Source organism: Flavobacterium aerium, assembly GCF_030766725.1.
GTDB lineage: Bacteria > Bacteroidota > Bacteroidia > Flavobacteriales > Flavobacteriaceae > Flavobacterium > Flavobacterium aerium.
Genome location: NZ_JARQWR010000003.1, coordinates 184,850 through 207,881 on the forward strand (window position 1 = coordinate 184,850; position 23,032 = coordinate 207,881).

The window sequence follows — 23,032 nt, forward strand, 5'->3', positions numbered from 1 at the left end:
CTCAACTACCATCACTTAAAGTTTTTAAAACAAAAAGAAAAGGTTTTTTATTATTAATGGATTGAAAAGATTTATCCAATAAATAATTACCTTCTAAATCGGAAATAATCTTGTAATGGATGTTTTTCATTTTTCAGCATAGCTGTTACCATGTCCATGCCAATTACTGAAAATGTGATTCCATTACCTCCAAAGCCTAATACAAAATAGGTACTTTTAAAGTTGGGATGTATTCCGATATAAGGTAATCCATCCTTTGTTTCCCCAAAAGTTCCGGCCCAAACAAAATCAGTTCTAAAATTAGTTCTCAAGCCCAGTTTATCCAATTGCTTTTCTAATTTGATACTTTTACTATGCAATAAAGCATCCCGTTTTGAGGCATCTACAAATTCTTCATCCTCACCTCCTATTAATATTCTATTATCATCTGTAGTTCTCATATAGAGATAAGGTATAGCCGTATTCCAGAATAAGGTATCATTCAAATGGGATTGATTCGTTTCTTCTATCTCTCCTACCATTGCATAAGTAGAAAGTAATTTCACAAAATTGTCTTTTATCAACTCTACGCTTTCAAAACCATTACAGTAAATAATTTTTTTAGCTTTGATAGTATTACCATATTCCGTGACTACTGTAACACCATTTTGCTTGTAATCTACTTTCTGAACATCTGTTTTATCATAAATGATTAATCCTCTCTTATGGTTAAATTCCAAAATATCATGTGCTAACCGAAACGCATCAATACTCCCACCTTGTTGAGAAAGTATTCCGCCAAACGTATTGGTTAACTTATATTTTTGCTCAATTTCTTTTGGTTCCATCCATTGTACTGGGAAACCGTGTTTTTTTCGTGCTTCAAACTCTTCCTTTAGCCATTTTACATCTTTTTTATATGCTGCAAAATAAAGCGATTCCTTTTTTTTGAATCCACAATCTGAATTTACTTTTTTTACCACTTTACCTAAATCATCAATTGATTTAAAACAAGCCCAATAACAGTCAACTGCAGCTTGTTCACCTATTTGTTCGATGAGTTGATACAAAGGCACATCAATTTCATATTGTAACATCGAAGTAGTGGCTGAAGTACTTCCGTTAGCAATTTCTCTACGATCAATAAGCATGGTTTTGTATCCCTCTTCCATACATTGATGAGCGATTAAACTACCTGTAATCCCACCACCTACGATTAAGATATCTGTTATTGCGTCTTCTCGTTGCGAAGGGTATGAATTAATAATACCATTTTTCACTAACCAAAAGGGTTCATTCGATCTAAGTTTCATACTCATAAGATTATCCTATTAAACTAACTTATTTAAATTTAGGTAATTATATTCAGTTAAGAAAAAGTGGAAGTTTAAAAAAATTAGTTTCAATAGATAGGATCCAAGTAGTCTTTCCTAAATTATGCAACTTTCTACCAGAATTGTGCAATACTATATTCTGTAATAAAGTAGACTTTTGTAATCTATTATGAAAAAAGCATTTGTCCTATTTCTCACATTTATATTTTTGGCATTGTCATCTGGCTTTACCAAAAGCATTCATATTTGTAAGGGTATTAAGCAGGAAACGTATTTTTTCAACCTCAACAAAGAAGGGCAACCCTGTTCTAAATGTGCAATCAAAGGTGGAGGAATAATCAAAGGGTGTTGCAAACATGAAACTCAAGTACTAAAAATAACCGAAAAGGCACAAAAAGTGACTCCTGATAATCCTTCTATTGTCAAAACGTTAGGAGTTGCTTTACCTTTTCACTTTTTCAAAATAGCTTTTGGTTATACTACTCCAAAAGTAAATAACTCAAAATTCTCTTATGTAGTACAGTCTATCTCCCTAAAGAATACGCTACTCTACATTTATTACTGCGTTTATCGAATTTGATTTTATTCAATTGAATTAATACTAGTATTTCACAAGAATACTATTGGATTTCTATTGTTTAATTTTAAATACAAATTTATGAAAATGCAATTCTTTGCATTGGTATTGCTGAGTTTGACAACGGGTAAACTGTGGGCACAAACAACAACATTATCTGATGCTCTTGGACGATCTGTCCAGAATTTCGAAAAAATAAAAGCGAAAGAAGCAATGGTACAAGCTTCTCAAGAAAATATAACCTACCAAAAGAGCCATTATTTACCTGATTTTACCTTAATGGCACAACAAAGCTATGGTACAATTAATGCTCAAAATGGACCTCTTTATAGCTATGGTGGTTTGGGCGTTGCTTCTACTTCCATGCCCTTACAGGAACAAAACTGGAATGCTGCTTTTGGTTCACTCTATCTAGCCAATATTAATTGGAATTTATTCACGTTTGGCAAAATCAAAAGTCAGGTTAATATTGCAAAAGCAGATTATACTGTCTCACAAAAAGATTTGGAACAAGTTAAATTTCAGCATCAAGTCAAAGTGGGAGCCGCCTATTTGAATTTGCTAGCAGCACAACGGGTTAAATATGTACAAGATCGAAATCTGGAACGAGCAGAAGTTGTCGCTACAACCACACAAAGCCGTTCCGAAAGTGGACTAATTCCCGAAGTGGACTATTCCTTAGCAAAAGCGGAAGTTGCTAATGCAAAATCGGCTGTAATTAAAGCTAATGATAAGGAACTAGATTATTCGAAATCCCTCGCTGTAATGCTTGGAGAAGAATATCAAGCGTATCAATTGGACTCTTTATTTACAAATAAAACACCTTTGCTTTTAGAAGAATCTACTACCGAAATCAGTAAGCATCCTGTATTAGAATGGCAAAAAAGTACTGTTGAAAAAAGTAAGCAACAAGAAAAGCTTCAATCGGCACTTGGATTACCTTCTATTTCGGCATTTGGTGTAATGCAAGGTCGTGGTTCTGGTTTTGATTGGAATTATGTACAAGACAATGCTGCTTTTACGAAATCCTACTCCGATGCTATAGGCATTGATCGTAGCAACTATATAGTGGGCGTTAGTATTAGTTGGAATATAATGAACTTGTATCGTCAATCCTCAAAAAAGAAAGAGCAAAAGTTTATTACAGAATCCCTACAGATGGATTACAATTATATGAATCAGGAATTGGTTGCTCAACATCGATTAGCAAATGACAAATTAAAAAATGCTATTCAGAATTTTGAGGAAACTAAAATTCAGGTTAAGGCTGCAACAGATGCCTACCATCAACACACTGCCTTATATAACAATGGTCTCACAACTATTGTCGATCTCACTCAATCATTCTACATGCTCAATAGAGCAGAAATTGAATATGAAATTGCACAAAACAACATCTGGTAAGCCTTATGGATTAAAGCTGCTGCAATAGGAGATTTGAACCTTGTACTAAACGCTATACACTAAACCCGAAATTATGAATTTAATACGTTTTGCCTTGCGCAAGCCTATCTCTATTATGGTGATGGTGCTAGGGCTTTTATTCTTCGGGATTAAAGCTACAAAAGAAATAAAAGTCGACATTCTACCCGATATGAATCTTCCTGTGGTTTATATTGCTCATTCCTTCAATGGGTATACACCTCAACAAATGGAAGGTTATTTCACAAAAATGTATGTGAATATGATGCTTTTCACGAAAGGTATAGAAAGTATCGAAACTAAAAATACCCAAGGATTGACCTTGATGAAAATGAAATTTTATGAAGGAACAGATATGGGTCAGGCTATTGCTGAAATCAATGCTTTATCCAACCGTTCTCAGGTCTTTTTACCACCGGGAGCTCCACCTCCATTCATCATCCGATTTGATGCTTCATCTCAGCCGGTTGGACAATTAGTATTCCGAAGTAATTCTAAAACAAACAATGAATTACAGGATATTGCCAACTTTATGGCGCGTCCTTTCTTGATTAAAATTCCAGGATTAACTACTGCTCCTCCCTTTGGCGGAAGCCCAAGGACTATTGAGATTAATATTGACCCTAATAAGTTACGTACACATCAACTTAGCCCAGATCAAATTGTTGAAGCCATTAGTCGTAATAATATTACTTCTCCTTCTGGAAATATTTATATTGATGATATCAACTACTTTACTCCTACTAATAATACGATTAAGGATGTAGCCGACTTTGGAGATATTCCAATATTTAAGGGAACTGTAGACAACGTCTATATTCGGGATGTAGCCACAGTAAAAGATGGTGCTGATATTACTACAGGATATGCTTTGATTGATGGAGAGCGTTCGGTTTATATTAATATTGCGAAATCTGGGAATGCTTCTACGCTTGAAGTGGTGAAAAACTTAAAAAAAGCAATTCCAACAATTCAGAATAATCTCCCGAAAGATGTTTCCATTTCGTATGAATTTGATCAATCGGTATATGTAACGAATGCTATAAAAAGTTTAGTAATAGAAGCCATATTGGGTGCTATACTAACGGGGCTAATGGTATTATTATTCCTTCGTGATCGAAGAGCGGCTTTAATTGTTGTCTTGACTATTCCTATCTCAATTATTTCTGGAGTATTATTCCTTAAATTATTTGGACAAAGTATCAATATTATGTCTTTATCTGGACTGGCTCTAGCAATTGGTATTTTGGTTGATGAAAGTACGGTAACAATCGAAAATATTCATCAGCATCTGGCGATGGGAAAAACTAAAACCCGAGCAATTCTAGATGCTTGTAAAGAGATTGCCTTTCCCAAGTTGCTAATTTTACTTTGTATCTTGGCAGTATTTGCTCCAGCTTTTATGATGACAGGAATTCCAGGTTCCTTATTTATGCCGTTGGCTCTAGCTATTGGATTTTCCATGATCTTTTCTTTTATACTTTCGCAAACGTTTGTCCCTGTAATGGCAAACTGGCTTATGAAAGATCAGGAACATTCTGAACACAAAGAAGACAAGTTTGATGGTTTCAAGAATCGTTTTGTTCGCTTTTTAGAATCATTAATGGATCGCCGTAAACCAATCCTAATAGCGAGCTTTATTATTGTCGCAATCAGTGTGTTTTTTATGTATAACAATACAGGAAAAGATGTACTCCCAATTGTAAATTCAAGTCAGTTTCAGGTTCGTATTAAAGCTCCAGAAGGTACTCGTATTGAAAAAACTGAGTTAAAAATAAAACAGGCCTTACTAGAACTAGAAACAATCGTTGGCAAAAATCATATTGCTATTTCATCTGTATTCATTGGTCAGCATCCTTCAACATTTGCTGTTAGTCCTATTTATCTTTATAATGCAGGTCCTCATGAAGCACTTATGCAAGTTGCCTTAAAGGATTATGAAGGGAATACGAATGAGCTAAAAGAGAAAATTCGCAGTCACATGAAAATGAAAATGCCCGAATTGCAATTTTCTTTTGAACCTATCGAGTTAACCGAGAAAATATTAAGTCAAGGAACGAATACACCTATTGAAATCCGTTTTTCTGGTATGATGAAGAAAATGAACATTATGTATGCCAATAAGTTATTGATGAAACTAAAGGAAATTGATTACTTAAGAGATCAACAAATTCCTCAATCTTTAAATTATCCTGCTTTCGATATTAATATCGATCGTATAAGAGCTGCTCAACTCGGAATTGATGCACAAGATATTGCTCGTTCCTTAGTCCCTACAACTGCTTCTTCTCGCTATACCAATAAGAATATGTGGGTAGGTGGAATGATGGGAATTGCCTATGATGTACAAGTACAGACACCACAGAACATCTTAAACAGCAAGGACGAACTATTGAATGTCCCTTTGGGTAAAAATTCAGATCGTCCCGTACTTGGAGATGTAGCAACAATTACACCGACTAAAGTTCTGGGGGAAAGTTATAACATGGGTACTATGGCCTATACTCCTGTTACCGCAAATATTCATGATGCTGATTTAGGAAGAGCGCAAAAGGATATTGATGCTGCTATTGCTTCATTGGGCGAGTTGCCAAAAGGTCTTAATATTCAAGTTTCAGGAATGGTTCCTGTTCTTGATGAAACGATGAATAGTCTTGCCACTGGATTATTAATTGCTATTATTGTGATCTTCTTAATGTTGACAGCAAATTTTCAATCCTTCAAAGTATCCTTTGTTATTCTTACTACTGTACCCTTTGTAATATTAGGTTCCTTGATATTAATGAAAATTACAGGATCAACCTTAAACTTACAATCTTATATGGGGATTATCATGTCTGTAGGGGTTTCCATTGCCAATGCTGTATTGCTAATCAGTAATGCCGAAACGCTTCGATTACAACACGGTAATGCACTTCAGGCCGCTATTGGGGCTGCTACCGTTCGAATCCGACCTATCATTATGACTTCCTTGGCAATGATTGCAGGAATGTTACCGATGGCTATAGGTCATGGAGAAGGTGGAGATCAAATCGCACCATTAGGTCGAGCAGTAATTGGAGGATTAATTGCTTCCTCATTCAGTGTATTATTATTGTTGCCTTTAGTATTTGTATGGGTACAAAATAAAACAACGACCAATTCCCCTTCATTAGATCCAGATGATGAGGATAGTATTCATTATATAACCTTAGAAAAATAAAACCATGAAATTATTTCAATATATCCTTATAGGAAGCGCTTTTATTTTGGCGTCTTGTAATTCTGAACCGAAAAAAACCGAAATGAAAGAGGGTATGTCAATGCCCATGATGATGCAGAATTTTGAAACGGTAAACATCAAGAAAACAAATCCTTTGGTTCCCCTAAAATTAGCTGGGGAATTAATTCCTAATCAACAAACTTCTATTTATGCAAAAGTAAATAGTTATGTCAAAAAGTTAAATGTTGATATTGGTTCCATTGTCACTACTGGGCAAATCATTATGGTGTTGGAAGCACCCGAAATTCAAGCGCAATTGGCTTCTGCAAAATCAAAATGGAAAGCTCAGGAAGCCATATACATTGCAACCAAACTCAATTATGATCGCATGTTTAAAGCGAATGAAACGAAAGGTGCTATTGCAAAAGATGCTTTGGATCAAATCACAGCTAAAAAATTGGCCGATCAAGCACAATTGGAAGCTGCCAAATCTGCTTATCAGGAAATTCAAATTATGAATGATTATTTGGTTATTCGCGCACCATTCAATGGAATTATAGCAGAACGAAACATTGACTTAGGTTCGTATGTTGGTCCTATGGGTAAAGGTTCCGATAAACCTTTATTAGTTATTCAGGATAATAAAAAACTAAGGGTCTCCTTTTCTGTACCTGAAGCCAATACGCCTTATTTAGCATTAGGTGATTCTATTCATTTCAAGGTTACTTCCATTCCTCAGAAAAAGTACATGGCTCGAATTTCACGTAAGTCGGGTGTACTGGATTTCAAATTACGCTCTGAACGTATCGAAGCTGATATTCTAAAAACGAATGAAGAACTAAAACCATTAATGGTTGTGGAAGCCATGTTGCCATTACAAGCAAAAGAAGCTACTTTTTTTATTCCAAAAACAGCATTAGTAGAAAGTAACATCGGTATGTATGTGATTCGTATTGAAGATGGAAAAACAAAAAATATAACGGTTACAAAAGGCCGTGCTCTAGCTGATCAATTTGAAGTTTTTGGTGAACTACATGAGGGTGATCCAATTCTTTTAAAAGCTACAGAAGAAATAATTGAAGGAACAAAAATCAAAAAATAAGAAAATGAAACTATTCAACAAATGTCTTTTCATTGCTGTAGGTTCAGTAATGTTTATCTCTTGTCAGAAACAAGAAAATACCACCTCCAATGCCCCATTGGCCTCAACAGAATTACCTGTAAAAAAAGAATCTACTTCGCAAAAAGGTCATCATGTTCCTAATGATGAAGTATGCATGGTCAATAATGCGCATATGGGTTCTAAACAGATGGAAGTTCCCTTTAACGGGAAAATGTATTATGGCTGTTGTGCAATGTGTGTAGAGCGTATTCCTAAAGATGAAACCGTACGTACTGCTATCGATCCTTTTTCTGGAGAAAAAATAGACAAAGCTACCGCATATATCATTGTATTGAATGATAAAGGGGCTGTTGCTTATTTTAAAAATGAAAGCAATTATTCCAAGTTCATGCAAGCCAATCAATAGATTTAATTATTAGTAAAAAAGGAGCAATAATATGCTCCTTTTTTATTGTTCTATTTTATAATCTTATTGTACTGCATTCTTCATAGTATGCATGTATTTTCTAATATCTTCCTCTAAAGTTATAGGATATGGATAGTTTAATTTTTCTGCAAGATAAATTCCTAACTCATGACACAAATTGGCGGAAGCCAATAAAGCATTCCAATTTTCTTCTATAACACTTCCTGAAAAAGTAGCCTCTATTTTCGTCCATAATTCAGGAGACACATAATTCTTGAATAATCTTCCGTACTTATTTGTAGTTACCTTCCAATCATTTTCAAGTCCAATGTACCATTCAATTATGGTTTGCAAATATTCTGTTCTCATATTATTCTCCGACATAAATTTTGCATAAAAAATATCTCCTCGAGCGAGGCATTTTACGATATAGGTTATATCCCACCAAAAATCATTCAAAATCTGAATAAACTCTTCTACTGTTGGTTTTTTAATCATGATTGAAGCATATGTAGGTGGCTTCATATTTAACGTAAGATTGTCTTTATCTATCAATACTTTATATCCCACATCCCAATCATCTTGCAAATCAACTTGATTTACTTCTTTTAGGAACTGATCTACTGAATATATTTTGAAATCTACTTTTGTATAATCATCATAAAGTACCATCCGCATGGCATGTTTATAATCAAAGGTTTCTTCACTTTCTACAATTTTTGCTATTACGGTTCCAAAAGAACTGAGCCAATCCTCCGTACTTAAAAATTCAGAAGCATTTTCTACCACTAATTCTATATCCAAATCACTAAACTGGTCTACTGGTGCATAGGGATTCACTAATGAACTTGTGAGCAAAACAACACGAACTTCATGTTGTATTTGAGCCCACTCTACAATTTGTTGCAATTGAATTGTTCTATTATATTCCATTTCTTCTTTCATCAAAAAATCTTTGTTTGATTACAATAAAAAATACCTTGTTAATAATATGAATTTTGATAAAATGCCTGAACTAAACCTAAATCGTGTTTCCTCCTTTATTTCGAAACTTTATATTGTTTCTTTTTTAAATCCATATAGAATTTTTCTTGCTCATTTTGGACCCAAATATAAAGATTGGATTTTTTACGTTGTTCCAATATTGTTTCTCCTTTTACAATATTTGTAGTCGCATAATCGATCGACAAAATTTTGTATGGCATAGACACCACATTAATTTTTTTCATTTCATAAAGATCAAACAGACTGTTTTCTGTTATAGCATAACCTAAGATATTTTTTTCGATTTCATAATATGGGTAATGGTTCTTAGAAGATTTATAAATATTAAAAATATCGGAGGACAATTCCTTTTTTAATTTATATTTCCCTTTCTGGTTAATATAGCTGTATTGATCTTTTTGGTCTGCTATATCCTGAACCATAAACCAGGTATTCTCAGTATCTTTCATTCCAATAACTGGGCGGATATTTTTATGAACGAACTTAAAACCCTTAAGCGGTTTGCCCAATGAATCAATGATTCCATAATGAATGATATCAGGATCTTTTGTTTTTTTTCCAGCAATGGCATAAACCTTACCGTCTATTTTGATGGGTATTAAAAGTGGTGTTCTCGGATCATATGATTCATATAAATCAGAATAAGCTGTGATATCAATATAGACTGAGGATTTCTTATATTCAAAGCCTTCATATCCCTTTTTTGAAGATTTTTTTTCCAATTCTTGTGGGAAAGCTCGGGAGTAAGTAATCGGGGGCAAAACCTCCATCACACCAACTTCTGATGCCTCAAAGGTTACCTTTCCTTCATTATTCAAAGAGAAAAAGAATTCATCAAAAGTAATACTATCGCGTACATAGCCTAAACGATAATCTCCTTTATAGAAATTCAGATAATTCGCAAAAGCCGGTGTAACTTTTTTTAAAGATTCCTTGTGCAAGTAGCCCCATTTACCTCCTTCTGCATAAGGAACCAGAAGCATATAGTCTTCTTTCTTTATGGTATCAAAATAGGATTTGGTTTTTTCAACAAATTCAGAAAGTGATGTTTGCTCTGAATCAATTTGTGCTTTTACTGTTTGGCTTAATAATGCCATTAATATAATAATACTGTATTTCTTCATTCCCGTACTTGAGATAATTTAGGTGTATACGCTAAACAACATGTAATTTTAGCTTCATAATCAAAGATACAAATTAAAGTTTGTCAAGTAAGGCAGTCCATTCTTTCTTTGGAATCCTATGAATCAATAAAACTCAACATCCAGTGTACTCCAAACTGATCTGTAATACTGCCCAGTACTACACCATAGAAGTTTTTCTCGATGGGAAGGCTTTTGATTCTTTTTACAGATAATTTTTTATAATAACTTTTTAATTCCTTTTCACTTGTACAATTCAATAGGAGTGCCATTGCATTTCCTTTCACTAAACCTTTTTCTTCTACCATATCGGAGGCCATTAATATAGCCCGATCACTTTTTAATATCGAATGAAGAATTATTTTTTTCATTGGTTTTGGTAAAGCAGCCGAAAGTGGTGAATCATCAATCGTTTGAAAGAATAATTCACCACCAAAGCATTTTTTATAAAATGTCATTGCTTGACGGCAGTTGCCATTAAACGTTAGGTATCCGTTAATTGTAGGCATTGATTTTGATATTTTAGATTGTATATCTCTTGTTTTGAGTACAAAAACCCAAATCTTATCTCTTCTCTATTTTGTATTTAGAAAAGTATTAATCATAGGAATTAATTTATCTGTCGACATCATTAAGGAAACATGAGTCATACCGGGTATGATAGCCAATTGTGATTTTGGAAGTCCCGCAATATCTCCTGATACTCCACCACCTAATAGTCGATACATAGATGCCGTTTGTTTTAAATCTACACCATCATTATCACCCATAATTAACAAGGTAGGTGATTTGATATTCTTCATGTTTTCATCTCCTAAACTGTATTCTTTTTTCTCTGATTCTATCATTTTTCCAATAAATTTATGCCAGTGTCCCGCATCGGGTGCTAATCTTTTATATTCAGCATATAAAGGCGTATTATCGAAAAAGTCAGGTTGAAAGGATTGAAACATTGCTTTCACTTCTGGTAACCATCCATCGCTTTTATAGGTGGAGGATAGTATCACCAATTTATTCACTAACTCTGGATTTTTAATAGCCAATTGAAAGGCTACTGTTCCTCCTAAACTATATCCTATTACATCTACATTCTTCAATTTCAAATATTGCAATACTCCAGCCGCATCACTAGCTAAACCCTCATAGGATATAGGGCGTTCGATATCTGCCGTTCTACCGTGTCCTTGCATCTCAATAGCAATAACTTTTCTTGTTTTGGAAAGTTCAGGAATGAGTTCAGACCAGTTCATATCTATACTCATAAATGCTCCATGTAATAATAGTATTGGCTCACCTTCACCATATACTTCATAGTACAATTTCATTCCATTTACAGGGGCATAGCCAGTTATTTTCTCTGGTTGTTTACTCTTTTTCATAGGGTTTTGTGCATCTATTGATTGAACGTTTATAAATAATAACAGTAGTAAAACAAGGCATTTACTGATGATTAATTCTTTCGTTTTCATAGGGTTTAATTTTATATTATCCTGGCAATTTGCTCATATCCATATAGAGTACTCCCCATAAATGTCCATCCAAATCTTCAAAACTACGTTTTTGCATGAATCCGTAATCTTTTGGTTCTGAAGGCTCAGTTCCACCTGCTTCAATGGCTTTTGAAACAATTTGGTTTACTCTATCATTACTTTCTACAGAGAATGAATGAAATACTGTGGTGTTCGTTTTGGGATCTGAAATTTTCTTTGTTGTAAATTCTTTGAATTTTGGATGCGTCAGCAGCATGATAAAGAATTCGGCATCTTTGTAAAACATGCATGCTCCCGTATTATCAGAAAATTGAGGATTATTTGCAAATCCAATTTTGGTATAAAAGTCCATCGCTTTTTGAAGGTCCGCTACCGGTAGGTTGATAAAAAGATTTGTTGCCATTTTATTGATTTTTATAGATGAATAATTCGTTCTAGTTATTTTCTACATGTTTTTTGAAGTTGTTCAAAATAGATTGCCAACCTTCTCTTTGCATTTCCACAGGATTCATTTGTTCTGCATCAAAAGTTTCTACAATTTCTGTTACGCCCTCTTGTGTTTTAAACAGAATTTTTACTTTTCTTCCGTCACTCATTGTATACTCAATAGATTTATGGGTATCAACGACATCATACACTCCTTCAAAATCAAAACCAAAACTTCCATCTTTGGCTTCCATACGTGTTAAGAATGCTCCTCCTACTTTTAAGTCATTTTCTGCTTTTGGTGTATGCCAATCATCCGAAGCCGTTGTCCATTTTACAATGTGTTTTGGATCATTCCATAATTGCCATACTTTTTCTACTGGAGCATTGATTTTTGCTTCTACAGTAACGTTTGTTTTTGTTTCCATTTTTATTGTTTGTTTTGGTTAATTAATTTCTACTATACAAACTTACAATCGATTACAAAAATATTAAATGTGTATACACGACAATCAAAGGGTGTTTTGCGACAAAAAAAATATAGTATATTTATCACATGAAAAATGTATCCATATTAGTACCCGAAACTGCTATTATTGAAGCTGTAGCAGATCCACATTATATGTTTAAGGCTGTAAATCAATTTTTACAAGCTTCTGGGAAACCTGCATTATTTAATGTTCAGCTTGTAGGTCTTACCAAGCAAGTGAAATTGAATGGTAGTTTATTTACAGTACACACCGATCAACTTATTAAAGATGTTGAAAAAACAGATTTAATCTTTATTCCAGCCATCAGTGGGGATATTACAACAGCTCTACAGTTGAATAAGCGTCTTGTGCCTTGGATTGTTGACCAATATCAAAAAGGTGCTGAAGTGGCTTCTTTATGTATTGGCGCTTTCTTATTAGCCTCTACAGGTTTATTGAATGGGAAAAAATGTTCAACACACTGGAATGCTGCTAATGAATTTCGGACTATGTTTCCTGAAGTCGAACTAGTTGACGGCAGTATTATTACAGAAGAAAAAGGAATCTACTCTAGTGGTGGCGCAAATTCTTATTGGACACTACTACTCCATTTAGTAGAAAAATATACAGATCGTGATACTGCTATATTAGCTTCAAAATTTTTTGCAGTTGACATTGATCGTAACAGCCAGGCTGCTTTTGCCATGTTTCAAGGGCAAAAAGATCATAAAGATGAAGCTATAAAAACCGTACAAGATTATATTGAAAATAATATTGAGGACAAAATCACAATTGATCAATTGGCAGATATGGTTTCAATAGGCCGTAGAACATTTGAAAGACGCTTTAAACAGGCTACTAACAATTCTGTATTAGAATATATCCAAAGGGTAAAAATTGAAGCAGCCAAGCGTAATCTGGAAAACAACAGAAAAAACATCAACGATGTTATGTATGATGTTGGTTATACTGATACAAAGGCTTTTCGAACGGTATTCAAAAAAATAACTGGATTGTCGCCTGTAGAATACCGTAATAAGTATAATAAAATGGCACAAGAATCTGTAATCGCACAATAAGGTCTTCTACTATACATCTTTAAATCTGTCTTTATGCTCCATCATATAGGCAGATTTTTTCTTTACCATCAACTTACTATACAAAAGTATAGCAGTTACTTTTGTATAGCATTTATTCGTAAATTTGTATTTCAAATTAAAGATACAATGGAACAAAAAATGAAAATAGAAATATGGAGCGACATCATGTGTCCATTTTGTTATATCGGAAAACACCGCATGGAAAAAGCTCTTGAATTATTTCCTAATCGCAATGAGCTGGAAGTTGTTTGGAAAAGCTTTCAATTGCATCCACAAATACAATATGATTCTACTAAAGATGCTTATGATGTAGTAGCAGAAATGAAAGGTGTCCCAAAAGATCAAATGAAAAGCTCTTTTACACAAATTGAAAATATGGCCAATGATCTTGGAATCAAATTTGATTTTAATCATGTGAAAATGGCTAATACTTATGATGCACTGCGATTAGTACATCTTGCTGAAAAATATCATCTTGCTACCGAAGCTAAAGAAACTTTATTCAAAGCTTTTTTTGAAGAAGGCAAGAATTTAAGTGATTCATCAATCTTATTAGAATTAGGACTATCCATTGGTTTACCTAAACAAGAGATTGAAGATATGCTGGCTTCAGAAGTATACGCAGATGAAATGAATGAGGACCTTTATGAGGCGACACAGATTGGTGTAAGAGGTGTTCCTTTTTTCGTGTTTAATCGAAAGTATGCTGTTTCTGGTGCACAACCAGTGGAGGCTTTTGTGCAAACCATAGAGAAATCATATGCGGAATGGAAAAAAGAAAATCCAACCGTAAAATTAGAAATTATTGAAGGGCAATCTTGTACTCCAGACGGAATCTGTGAATAATCCTTTCAGAACAATGAATAGAGAAAGACTGGTTGATTCCAGTCTTTTTTGTTTATAATAATTATCTACTTTGGTCCAATAATTCAATAAAATATTCCTTTTTTGGCGAACTATTTTACTCCTAATTTATTTACCTTCGTTTTGAAGAAAGAATACATTTTCAATAATTATCGAAGTATGGAGAATTACAGTATCGTCATATTTATTTTAGCCATTATGATTGGGTTATCGGCAGTCGCAAATAAGATAAAATTACCGTATCCCATATTATTAATTATTGCAGGAATTGCTATTGGTTTTATACCTGATATACCCGAAATTAGTATTGAATCGGATATTGTTTTTCTTATTTTCCTACCACCTCTACTCTATGAAGCGGCTTTCAATATTCCATCACATGAATTCAAAACTCATATCAATACCATTAGTACTTTAGCCATATCCTTGGTTTTTATAACTGCTGTGGGAATTGCAGCTACAGCGCATTTTCTAATTCCAGAAATGACATGGCCTCTGGCTTTTGTTTTGGGGGCAATACTATCGGCTACCGATGCCGTTGCTGCCATGAGTATAACAAAAGGCTTAGGATTATCTCATAAAACCAAAACTATTTTAGAAGGAGAAAGTCTTATTAATGATGCTTCTGCCTTAGTCGCTTATAAGTTTGCTGTGGCAGCTGTAACGGGAACTGCTTTCGTATTGTGGAAAGCTTCCTTACAATTTGTTATTCTATTAGTCGGTGGATTATTAATCGGTATTGTAATGGGTAAAATACTAGCCTTTATTCTAAAACGAGTGCATGAAAATCATATGGTAACCATTAGTTTTATGTTGCTCATGCCCTTTGTAACCTATCAGATTGCTGAGGAATTGAATGTTTCTGGTGTAATTTCGGTTGTTACTTTAGGATTAGGAATTGCCCGATTCAGTAATAAAATTTTTCCTGAACCATTAAAACAGGAATCCAAATCGATTTGGGATATTATTATCTTCATCTTAAATGGATTAATTTTCATTTTAATTGGATTAGAGCTTCCCTATGTAACCAAATCAATTCCAAATGATCAACTCATTCCTTATACCCTCTATGCTTTAATCATTTGTATTGTTGCTTTATTACTCCGCACAGCGAGAGTTTTTTTACAACAAGTAAATCTTAAAAAAGCTTTTCAGAAAAATAAATGGAAGATTACAGAACATGCCCTCTTGGATATACGCACGAGTATTATCATTAGTTGGTCGGGTATGCGTGGTATTGTTTCCCTCGCATTAGCTTTGGGATTACCTGTAATTATGCTCAATGGAGAACATTTCCCTGAACGCAGTGCTATTATCTTCATCTCGGTTGTAGTGGTTCTGTTTACACTTATTGGACAAGGGCTTACCTTGCCTTGGATAGTAAAAATGTTGACCAAAAAAGACCCTAATAACAAACCCGAGACTTTATAAAATTTAAATTGTAACTTTCCATAGATCAAAACACCAATATTATGAAGTCTATAATTCTATTGTTTCTAGTCAGTTTATCCACCTATGGTCAGATTATAGAAGATATTCCTATTGACGATCAAAAAGGCGTTCATTTTAATACCAACTTACAAGTTGAAGGTAAAACAAAAGAGGAGCTTTACACCATTGCTAAAGAGTTTATAACGGTGCCTTTTAAATCTTCTATTGTTTCCATTCAAACGGAGGATAAAGAACAAGGTCTTATTATTGCTAAAGCAAGTTCCTTTATAGAAATTAGTTCCGGAATCCTATATGCAGAAAGATTTCGCATGGATTACATCTTTAAAATTCAATGTAGAGATAATGTATTACAATATGAAATTTATGACATTACCTACTTAGGACGTTCGGGTTTTCGCAATGCAGAAACTATATTCGAAAAATCGTATTACTATAGAGAAAATGGAAAACCCAAATCGATTCCAGAAAAATTTAAATTACAAACTCAAAAAAAGGTAACTTCAATTCAGGATTTACTGATCGCATCTATTAAAAGTCCTGTAGTTCCTACTGAAAATAGCAAAAAACAATAAAATCAATAAAGCCCTTTAATAAATTGGTAGTCTTTCTCTAATGGGTTTATTTTATTATTAATCTCTTTTTCTTTAGTAAGGCGTAATGCCATGATATTGATCTTGACTACATATACTACTGATAGTAATACAAAAATGACAATCATGATGGCTAATGTTTGTACCATTTCTTATTTATTTTAAGGTTAAAATGTATTCTGATAATTCTGATAATTTATCTTCTGATAGTTGCTGAAAACCAGGCATTTGAGGATAATCCGCCCTTTTCTTTCCAGGGTTTTTAATCCAACTTTTTAATCCTGCGCTATTATCTTTATAGATTGATGCCATTTCTGTCACAGGTGGTCCTACCAATTTTTCAGTTGGTTTATGACAACTCGCACAGTACTGATTGAATGTTTTCTTTCCTTTATCTGCCGTAGAAATTTCCGCAGTATTTCCTTGTTTTTCAAGCTGTTTACGTTTGGCAATGGCTTCTTTTTTAATTTTCTGAAATTGTTCTGTTTTTATATGTACTAGCTCTTGGTGTTTTTCCAAGGCATTGGCACGGTATATCTGACGTCCAGAACCCATAAACAATACTGTTATACTCATAAGTATAGCCACTTTATAAAAGTTTTTACCAATATTCTCTTTTGCTCCTAGCAAGCCTTTCCACATCATAAACATTGCAGGTAAAGCGATACTGGCTCCTGCCAAAATAACTAGAATTAGATTCCATCCAATTCCTTTTGAGGGCAAGGTCAATAATACAATCGGACCAATCATAAATTGCCCAATAGAACACATCAATGCTAATGAATATCCTTTCTTCTGAATATCATATCGGGTTAATTGAAAGAATAATTTCTCAAAGGGATAATTCTTTCTACTCATATACCAAAACAGAAACAATCCTGTAACTGATAATGATGCTAGCAAAAAGTGTAAATATCTTGGAAATACATTGGGTAAGGTCAAAGCGCTCATAAAGCCTTTTACAACAGCCCATTTCTCTGGAAAGAGCATCAAATTGATATTGGTTAGAAAAATTAACGGAATGAACAAAAAAATCAATACCGCCAATCCTAATATTGAAATATGCAGTGCTTTATTATGCTCTAATAACTTCCATGTATATTTATGTAAATAGGTTAATAAGAACGCAATAGACACAAGTGGAATAACAGCAATCCATACTAATCCCGTTAATGCATTTGCCGAATAAAAATAGATGGTATATAATACATTAATACTGAGTAAGGGTGCCACGCCTAGTACAACAGCAATACTCTTGTTGACCGTTGTCGTTTTTGCAATTTCATAAGCTAAAGTATCGTATTCTTTATTTCGCAAACCTTTAATTTCTGCCCATAAAGTCAGAATAGAACCGCCTAGCATCAGATTTACAAATACAATATGCAATAGGAATGAAATTACCAGAATAATAACCAACATCCATTCGGGTAAGGGTAATTCTAAGGGAATATCTTTTGGTACAGGAGTTGCGTTGGCTTGGAGAAATATAAACAAACTATTCATTTTCTGATTGATTTTTATTGTTTCGTTCTTGTTGTAATACCGCTTCTACGGTACTAGTTGGGCTTATACTTAATCCTTCCGTTTGTACTCCTTCTAGTGATAATCCCGTATCTTGAAGGTATCTTATATAGGCGGCAAGTGCTAGGCTTTCTTTTTCATTCCCTGGAAATGGAGGCATATATGTTCTTCCATTGTGCATATTTGGAATATAGGCCGCCATAGAATTAATATCCAATGGTTTCCCGATGCCATACATTCTTTCAAATACATCGATGACACTATTTACTCCCTGTGTGGTATGGCATCGGCTACAGGCTATCACAAATACATTTTTGCCTGCTTCAATTTTATTTTCTTCTGTAACTTCATTAACACTGGTATATGTGGCATGCTTCAAAACCCCATCTTGTTGGTACACCACATAATCATCTTCCAACAATAAATTGGAATACATATATTGCCCAATTACATAAGGTTTTCGAACAAATTCTCGTACGCGTTCAAAAAATCCTAGAAAAGCAAATACCATTAAGACAGGTACAACTATCATATAGCTTTTAATAATTTTGGCTTTGAGTAAACCTATAATGGCTATAATTACAGTTAATCCTACTCCACCCATGATAAAATACTTTAGTAAATCATAGTATTGAGCAAAATCCATTGTTCCTACTGCTGTACTCATATTAGCCGTCATTGCTTCAGGAATAGCATTATAGTATACAATAGCTCCAATAAGGGCAATTGGTGCCCAGAGAATGATCCACTTGGATGCTAATTTCAAAGCCATTTGGCGTATTGTAGTTCGGAATGGTGCATAAAATGTAATGAGTAACATTCCAAAAGTTCCTCCCATCAACATGGCAGTTGGTGTTCGAAATAAAAGTTGCGGTAGATATAATGGATTTGTAAAACCATTGAGTAAACTTTGATGGGTCATCCAATTTCCGGGATCCATCATAAAACCTAGTATTGAAACAATAATAGCCATCGTTATCCATGAGAATAAGCTTAAAAACCAACCGAATCGGATATGGCGTAGCTTTGCATTCAATGACGTATTACTATTTTTCCATGTCAGAAAATAAATCATGATTAGGATTACTTCCGTAACAAAAACCAACCATTCGGTAAACCATGCCCAATAGAATACCCGAATCAGGCTTCCTATGGAAGAGGGACTTACCAAGGATACTGAAAACCATATTCCGACACCTGTCAAAGCTCCGATTGTTGTCGTAATGATAAAACCTACTTTCATCATTTTGTATACCATCGTATCCCATTCTAAATCAGTAATCTGATTTTTACCACTCTGTGATACTCCTTTTTGTTCTAGCCATGTAATAAAAGGAATAAAGCCTACTGCTAGTCCGTGATTAATGATTACATGTAAGGTGGCTATACCTGCAATCAGCATTCTGTTGTTCAACCAATCCAGATGAAACATTGGAAAATCCATACGTTGTTTTTTCTGCAAAGTTCTGTTGATTCCCCGATTTGGCTTAGAAATTAAAAAGCAGGAAGTTTAGATAAACGTTCCTGCTTTTTTAAGTAATACGGATTTGTATTTTGAAAAAACTATTGGCGACTATCGTTTTTCAATTCTACTATTATAGTTTTCCATACAGTACTATTTTGGTATTTCTTATTCATTTTGATTTTTTCGGAATAATTCTGGAGTGAGTTCCGTTTGTTTTTTAAAAAATGTTACAAAATAAGAAGTATGGTCAAAACCGAGTTCATCGGCTATTTCATTAATAGAATCTGTTGTATACAATAGTAAACGTTGTGCTTCAATAATGATTTGCTTCCGAATTAAATCACCGGCTGTATGCCCTATTTCTTCCTTACATAGTTTATTTAAGTAATTAGGTGTAACATGAAGTAATTCAGCATAATCGGATGGCATTTTCTTTTGTTTGAAATGTTGCTCTATTAGCTTTTGAAACTGAAACATTTTCTCCTGTTTAGGATTGTAACTTTTACTTATTCCCATCGGATTATACAATCGTTCCATTTCAAATAAAAAGATATTCAAATAGGACCGTAATACGTTTTTCGTTTCTTTTTTGCGCAATCTGAATTCATCGGACAAGAATTGTAATAATTGATTCCAACGTCCTTTTTGTTCTTCATTAAGTCGTACATATACTCGTGCATTTCGATCAAAAAAAGAGAAATGATTGAGCATATTGTTATTGTATCGCAAGGAAAAGAATTCCTCTGTAAAGCAAATTAATTTCCCTACTGCATCTCTATTGATGTTTGTACTACTGATGCAACCTGGTTTTATGATGATAATTTTTGCATTATCAAGGCGTATTTTCTGGCTATCGATTATTATTTCGCCATCTGCCTTATCGATAATATACAATGCATAAAAATTCTGTTTGTGGGGAAGTTCTAAAAGAGGACTGTTTTCTAATAATCTTTTTATATCACCCATCCAGAAATCTTTTGTGCGTTCACCAAATACATCCATGTTGCAAACGGGTAAATTTCCTGTCTGCATTTTGTTAGTTTAGTTTATGAATAAAAGTAAATGATTTTATTACACAGGCTTAGGAGGGTGAAAAACGGAAAAAAGATGGCTTGAAACTATAAAGTCAGTTTTATATTCTGGATAAGTAGCATGTTCTTCATAGTGTACCTCAACTTTTTGTAAGTAATCGATTGTAGTAGTACAGAAAAGCTGAATTTCTTTATCTTTTACATTGGGTAGTTTCTGTTCTTTTTTTTCATTTTCTTTCAGTTCTTTAGAAAGAAAACATTTTCCATTACAGATTGGAATCGCATCAAATCGGTTAATACAAATTGTATTAGCAATGTATTCCTGATTTATAAAAAATGAAGATACAATCCAAAAACTACTGGTGCTTTGGTACAGGAAGGTAAGCAGAAAAAGATGAAATATGAATTTCTTCATTACTTAGGCGTTTCTTGTAGCAAAATTACAATTTCTTTTATTAATCGGTCTACATCAGTAGGGTTCGTTCCATCATATACTCCACGAATGTGTCTTTTGCTATCAATGAGCAAAAATCCTCCACTGTGGGCATATCCTCCTGGTGCTTTTTCATCTTCATAGGCTTGAGCAAAGTAACCTTTCTCTGCCATAGTATAGATATCTTTTTTTGCTCCGTATAAAAAATGCCATTTTCGGGAATCTACACCCAGATGTTCTGCATAACTTTTTAATGCAGGAATACTATCATTATCAGGGTCAATTGTGTGGGAAACAAATAGAACTTTATCATTTTTCTTGTACACATCATATACCCTTTTCATTTCAGTATTCATAACCGGGCATATTGTTGGACATTTTAGAAACATAAAATCGGCAACATATATTTTATTCTTAAAAGTTTCATTGTTGACCTTAATGCCTTCTTGGTTTAAAAATTCAAAATCAAGAACTTTAAAGTACCCTTCTCCTCTACCTTGAATTCCTGAAGATTCTTTTACCTGAGCTGTATTTCCCAAATAAGGTAATTTACTCCCTTCTTTTTGACAAGAAAACAGAGCTGTAAGAAATACAAAGCTTAAACCAATCCACTTTTTCATAACCGAACTATTGTTGCGGTACAAATATAAACTAAGAAATGGTTGCAGACTACAAATTAATAGTAGTTTTTAGCTCAAACTTTACACTAAACAATTGCTTCTTATTACTGGACTTAACCAAGTTTTTTTAGCGAGGTAACCTCATCACATTCAATAGAAATGTCCATCTACAACATTTCTCTTAGCTCACTGGTACCCAATGTATACTTTGCGTTTTATTTTATACCCTATCAGTTATAGTATATGAATTTAAGTGCGTTTGTAAATTAGTTTTATAAGTGATGATTTTAAAGCTGCCTATAAGGATTTAATGCAGGAATGCTCCAGTAGACTTGATTAAGTTAATCAAAATTCAAAAAGCTTTTCTTTACCCATCCTTCTTCTGTGCTGATTTGACACCATCCGTTTTTTTCATCAATAATAAATAGTACACTTTGCTTCTGTAAGCTATTTATTTTAGGAAACTTAACGGATGGTCCTGTTCTAACATTTAGACCGTCTACAGTAACAACACAACGTTTCGCTTCTTTAGTATAACGCCCTGAGACCCAATGTTCTGCTGAAGATGATATTTTAATCCAACCTTTCTCTTCTTTGTAAATTCGAAGAATCGAGCCTAACCGAACTGATATTCGATCTTTAGCAATTGGTTTTGATCTACTTGGCCCTGTACGAACATTCAGTACTGTTGTATTTACAACTACATATTTTATGACATCCACTAGAGGGACATTTGGTGTTTCTGAATTTAATAAGGCATATACTTTCGGAATAAACGAGGTTTCACAGTTGGCTACTTTATTTCCCTCAAAGAAATTTGTTCCCGGACAGGATTTATTATTTTTTGTTCCATTATTTCGTTCTCCTGTAGAGAGGTTGAACCAATGGTGATACACAATACTATTCGTATTGGCTGCCAGATTAAACTTTCGACATAAAGCTGCTGTTGCTCGGATAATACTATCACTTTGTGCCTCAGTCATTATATCTCCATTCAAATCAAAGTTTCCTAAGTTTTCAATACAGATTGAGTTTGCATTATTGCCATATATACAAGCTGGTGATTTTTCCATACTTCTACCCGTGACAATCATACCGTCTGGAAAGATCGTTAAATGTTGTCCTATATCTCCCCATCCATTTTGATTCACGTGATAGGATTTCATCCCCTTTTGTAGTTCAAAATGATTGTTTCCTTTAAAATCAATATACGAGGGTACATAGGTATGATGTTCTTGTATAGTAACAATAGTTCTACCAATTTTCAATTGACTAATATAGTTTTCAAATGCCTCAACTGACATTTTACTAAACTGATATTTTGTTTCTATTGTTTTCATAGTATTCATATCTTAATAGGCTGTATCATATCTTTCTTTA

The 23,032-nt window shown here is 33.8% G+C and carries 23 protein-coding genes; 9 read left to right on the top strand and 14 right to left on the bottom strand.

Annotated features, from left to right (window positions below; all coding sequences use genetic code 11):
• Nucleotides 1-86: 86 nt before the first annotated feature.
• Entirely contained in the window at nucleotides 87-1,298 is a 1,212-nt protein-coding gene (locus P6733_RS05355) for an NAD(P)/FAD-dependent oxidoreductase (RefSeq protein WP_306350705.1), read from the bottom strand.
• 184 nt (nucleotides 1,299-1,482) lie between these two features.
• On the opposite strand from P6733_RS05355, the gene P6733_RS05360 reads away from it, so the two are divergent.
• The 5 genes from P6733_RS05360 (at nucleotide 1,483) to P6733_RS05380 (ending at nucleotide 8,043) form a co-directional block, all read left to right on the top strand.
• Nucleotides 1,483-1,893 carry a hypothetical protein gene (locus P6733_RS05360; protein ID WP_306350707.1) on the top strand — a complete coding sequence of 137 codons (411 nt, stop codon included), beginning with the start codon at nucleotides 1,483-1,485 and terminating at the stop codon, nucleotides 1,891-1,893.
• 78 nt (nucleotides 1,894-1,971) lie between these two features.
• Complete coding sequence (locus tag P6733_RS05365; RefSeq protein ID WP_306350709.1) at nucleotides 1,972-3,294, top strand: TolC family protein; 1,323 nt, start codon at nucleotides 1,972-1,974, stop codon at nucleotides 3,292-3,294.
• A gap of 73 nt (nucleotides 3,295-3,367) precedes the next feature.
• Nucleotides 3,368-6,514, top strand: coding sequence for an efflux RND transporter permease subunit (locus tag P6733_RS05370; RefSeq protein WP_306350711.1), 3,147 nt, complete (start codon nucleotides 3,368-3,370; stop codon nucleotides 6,512-6,514).
• Nucleotides 6,515-6,518: 4 nt separating this feature from the next.
• Complete coding sequence (locus tag P6733_RS05375) at nucleotides 6,519-7,616, top strand: efflux RND transporter periplasmic adaptor subunit (protein WP_306350713.1); 1,098 nt, start codon at nucleotides 6,519-6,521, stop codon at nucleotides 7,614-7,616.
• 4 nt (nucleotides 7,617-7,620) lie between these two features.
• A complete protein-coding gene (locus P6733_RS05380) occupies nucleotides 7,621-8,043 on the top strand; it encodes a hypothetical protein (protein ID WP_306350714.1) in 423 nt (140 codons plus the stop codon).
• A gap of 63 nt (nucleotides 8,044-8,106) precedes the next feature.
• Here P6733_RS05380 and P6733_RS05385 read toward each other — a convergent pair whose 3' ends face one another.
• The 6 genes from P6733_RS05385 to P6733_RS05410 all read right to left on the bottom strand — a co-directional run bounded on the left by P6733_RS05385 (nucleotide 8,107) and on the right by P6733_RS05410 (nucleotide 12,534).
• Complete coding sequence (locus P6733_RS05385) at nucleotides 8,107-8,976, bottom strand: AadS family aminoglycoside 6-adenylyltransferase (RefSeq protein ID WP_306351138.1); 870 nt, start codon at nucleotides 8,974-8,976, stop codon at nucleotides 8,107-8,109.
• 107 nt (nucleotides 8,977-9,083) lie between these two features.
• On the bottom strand, nucleotides 9,084-10,172 hold the full coding sequence (locus P6733_RS05390) for a hypothetical protein (protein WP_306350716.1): 1,089 nt from the start codon (nucleotides 10,170-10,172) through the stop codon (nucleotides 9,084-9,086).
• Between the two features lie 116 nt (nucleotides 10,173-10,288).
• On the bottom strand, nucleotides 10,289-10,699 hold the full coding sequence (locus P6733_RS05395) for a VOC family protein (protein ID WP_306350717.1): 411 nt from the start codon (nucleotides 10,697-10,699) through the stop codon (nucleotides 10,289-10,291).
• A gap of 66 nt (nucleotides 10,700-10,765) precedes the next feature.
• The gene (locus tag P6733_RS05400; protein WP_306350719.1) at nucleotides 10,766-11,659 is read right to left on the bottom strand and encodes an alpha/beta fold hydrolase; all 894 of its coding nucleotides are present in this window, start codon (nucleotides 11,657-11,659) and stop codon (nucleotides 10,766-10,768) included.
• 16 nt (nucleotides 11,660-11,675) lie between these two features.
• On the bottom strand, nucleotides 11,676-12,083 hold the full coding sequence (locus P6733_RS05405; RefSeq protein ID WP_306350721.1) for a VOC family protein: 408 nt from the start codon (nucleotides 12,081-12,083) through the stop codon (nucleotides 11,676-11,678).
• A gap of 31 nt (nucleotides 12,084-12,114) precedes the next feature.
• Entirely contained in the window at nucleotides 12,115-12,534 is a 420-nt protein-coding gene (locus P6733_RS05410; protein WP_306350723.1) for an SRPBCC family protein, read from the bottom strand.
• 128 nt (nucleotides 12,535-12,662) lie between these two features.
• Between P6733_RS05410 and P6733_RS05415 the strand changes: the two genes are divergently transcribed.
• From P6733_RS05415 to P6733_RS05430, 4 genes are all read left to right on the top strand, one after another.
• On the top strand, nucleotides 12,663-13,655 hold the full coding sequence (locus P6733_RS05415; RefSeq protein ID WP_306350725.1) for a GlxA family transcriptional regulator: 993 nt from the start codon (nucleotides 12,663-12,665) through the stop codon (nucleotides 13,653-13,655).
• 159 nt (nucleotides 13,656-13,814) lie between these two features.
• Nucleotides 13,815-14,522, top strand: coding sequence for a DsbA family oxidoreductase (locus P6733_RS05420; protein WP_306350726.1), 708 nt, complete (start codon nucleotides 13,815-13,817; stop codon nucleotides 14,520-14,522).
• Between the two features lie 102 nt (nucleotides 14,523-14,624).
• On the top strand, nucleotides 14,625-15,971 hold the full coding sequence (locus tag P6733_RS05425) for a Na+/H+ antiporter (protein WP_306350728.1): 1,347 nt from the start codon (nucleotides 14,625-14,627) through the stop codon (nucleotides 15,969-15,971).
• 41 nt (nucleotides 15,972-16,012) lie between these two features.
• Nucleotides 16,013-16,564: a DUF4468 domain-containing protein gene (locus P6733_RS05430; RefSeq protein WP_306350730.1), complete on the top strand. Its 552-nt coding sequence runs from the start codon at nucleotides 16,013-16,015 to the stop codon at nucleotides 16,562-16,564.
• Nucleotides 16,565-16,566: 2 nt separating this feature from the next.
• Here the strand turns inward: P6733_RS05430 and P6733_RS05435 are convergent, their stop codons facing one another.
• The 7 genes from P6733_RS05435 to P6733_RS05465 all read right to left on the bottom strand — a co-directional run bounded on the left by P6733_RS05435 (nucleotide 16,567) and on the right by P6733_RS05465 (nucleotide 22,992).
• The gene (locus P6733_RS05435; protein ID WP_306350732.1) at nucleotides 16,567-16,731 is read right to left on the bottom strand and encodes a hypothetical protein; all 165 of its coding nucleotides are present in this window, start codon (nucleotides 16,729-16,731) and stop codon (nucleotides 16,567-16,569) included.
• A gap of 7 nt (nucleotides 16,732-16,738) precedes the next feature.
• Complete coding sequence (locus P6733_RS05440; protein WP_306350734.1) at nucleotides 16,739-18,085, bottom strand: c-type cytochrome; 1,347 nt, start codon at nucleotides 18,083-18,085, stop codon at nucleotides 16,739-16,741.
• Nucleotides 18,078-19,547: a c-type cytochrome gene (locus P6733_RS05445; RefSeq protein ID WP_306350736.1), complete on the bottom strand. Its 1,470-nt coding sequence runs from the start codon at nucleotides 19,545-19,547 to the stop codon at nucleotides 18,078-18,080. The genes P6733_RS05440 and P6733_RS05445 overlap by 8 nt, the downstream gene beginning before the upstream one ends.
• 186 nt (nucleotides 19,548-19,733) lie before the next feature.
• Nucleotides 19,734-20,600, bottom strand: a complete 867-nt coding sequence (locus P6733_RS05450; RefSeq protein ID WP_306350738.1) for a helix-turn-helix domain-containing protein — start codon at nucleotides 20,598-20,600, stop codon at nucleotides 19,734-19,736.
• 39 nt (nucleotides 20,601-20,639) lie between these two features.
• Nucleotides 20,640-21,014 (bottom strand): hypothetical protein, encoded by a 375-nt coding sequence (locus tag P6733_RS05455; RefSeq protein ID WP_306350740.1) that lies wholly within the window; start codon nucleotides 21,012-21,014, stop codon nucleotides 20,640-20,642.
• Entirely contained in the window at nucleotides 21,014-21,652 is a 639-nt protein-coding gene (locus P6733_RS05460; RefSeq protein WP_306350742.1) for an SCO family protein, read from the bottom strand. Before P6733_RS05460 ends, P6733_RS05455 begins: the two co-directional genes overlap by 1 nt.
• Nucleotides 21,653-21,993: 341 nt before the next feature.
• A complete protein-coding gene (locus tag P6733_RS05465) occupies nucleotides 21,994-22,992 on the bottom strand; it encodes an SH3 domain-containing protein (protein ID WP_306350744.1) in 999 nt (332 codons plus the stop codon).
• Between the last annotated feature and the right edge of the window lie 40 nt (nucleotides 22,993-23,032).